Source organism: Lentzea sp. NPDC006480, assembly GCF_040611995.1.
In the GTDB taxonomy this organism is placed as follows: domain Bacteria; phylum Actinomycetota; class Actinomycetes; order Mycobacteriales; family Pseudonocardiaceae; genus Lentzea.
Genome location: NZ_JBEXPJ010000346.1, coordinates 1 through 1750 on the forward strand (window position 1 = coordinate 1; position 1750 = coordinate 1750).

A 1750-nucleotide genomic window follows, 5' to 3' on the forward strand; every position below is an offset into this window, starting at 1 on the left:
GCGCCGGTCGCGCATGCCGCGGTGGGCGTGGAGGACCTCAGGTCCATGAAAGCGCCGTTCATGGTTTCTAGCTCACCTTGTAGGCGTGGATCACCGTGATCTCGACGGTGTTGCCCTTGGCGTCCTTCGCGGTGGCCTTCAGCGAGGTCCACTTCGAGCCCTGCGGGTGGTAGATCAACGCGCTGTTGCCGACCACGCCCGCGTTGCGCCACGAAGCGCCGTCGTCGTGCGAGTACTGCACGCCGGTGACGCGCACCTTGCCCGTGTCACCCGACGACTGCGTGAGCAACCCGATGCGCTGCAGCGTTCCCGCGGGCACCGCGCCGCTGTCGTCGAGCTTCGGCGCGAACCGCACGACGTTCAGCGGAACGGTGCTGATCTCGCCCGGCACGCCCTTGGACCTGAACGTCCACGCCGCGGAGACCTTGCCGCTGAAGTCGAACTGCTTGCTGCGGTCGAGGTTCGCCTCCAGGCGGTAGTCGGCTTCCGGCAGCGGCACGTTCTGGAAGGTGCCGCCGTTGTTCTCGCCGATCAACGCGCCGTTGCGGTAGAGCGACAGCTTGAACCCGTCCACAGTGGAGCTTCCCTGGCCGTTGCTCGCGTCGCTCAGCATCGGCACGCGGACGCTCAGCATCGTGCCGTTGCGCTGGCCGTACGGGTACGGCGACTCGGGCAGCGCCGGCGAGAACACCGGCTGGTTCTCCCGCTCCTGGTAAGTCTTTCCGGCCTCGTAGGTGCGCAGCCCGGAGATCGTCTGCTCCTCGCTGCCGTTCGCGTGCCTGATGCTCACGATCGACTGCCAGCGCACGTCCTCGGTCGTCACGTAGTCGACGGCCTTGCCTCCGCCAGGCACGACGTAGAGCGCCGAACCGCCGCCGATCCCGTGCACCGACGTCGGGAACTCGCCCTTGCTCGCCTGGCTGTCCGGCTTGAGGCCGCCGATGGTGGCCTCGACGCGAGCCAGGTCCTTCTTGCCCGGCTCGCGCGTCAGACCCGTCGGCAGCGTGCCGCCGACCGGGTAGGACAGCCGGTAGTACACGTTCGCGTCGGCCGCCGAGTTCGCGTGCAACGTCGTCAGCGACGCCATCTCCTTCGGTGAGAGCGGGCCACCCATCTGCACCGCGCCGACGCCGTCGAAGCCGCCGAACGAGATCAGCCCCGCCTGCACGATCGAGGCACCGAACGTGCGCCGCCAGGTCACCTCGCCGATCACGAAGGTCCCGGTGGGTTCCGGCACCTTCACGTCGATCGCCTGCGCGAGGCGGGCGTCCTGCTTGACCGCCACGTCACCGGTCAGCCTCACCGTCGGCTGGAGCACCATGTCGAACGTCTCGGGCGAGACGATCGACGAGTCGACCACGTAGGTGCCCTTCGGCAGGCGGACCTTCTGGTCGCCGCCGAAGACCGGCTTGAACGTCCTGTTGTCCAGGCCGTCGATGAACGTCAGCGCGCTCGCCGGGTCCTGCCCGTCGCGTCCGGTCAGGTCGAGCGCGAGGGTGTAGCTCTCCACCTCGCGGTCGACGCCGACGAGCGTGCGGACGGTGTGCGTGCCGGACGTGGCGACGACCTCACCGGTGTACGTGGCGTCCTGGGTGCCGACGCGGGTGTCACCGGTGACGTTGACGGACGCGGTGCCCTTGGCGGGAACCGTGACCTTCGTGGCGCCCAGCGCGAACATGCCCTGCGGCGCACCGCTGGTCAGCTGCACGTCCAGCGTGATCGGCGCGTCGGCTTCGGCAGGGGCTTCCGG

At 69.0% G+C, this 1750-nt stretch carries 1 pseudogene; it reads right to left on the bottom strand.

What is annotated here, in order from left to right:
* Window positions 1-67: 67 nt before the first annotated feature.
* Window positions 68-1750: pseudogene (locus ABZX92_RS45825) on the bottom strand (hypothetical protein); the annotation flags it as partial.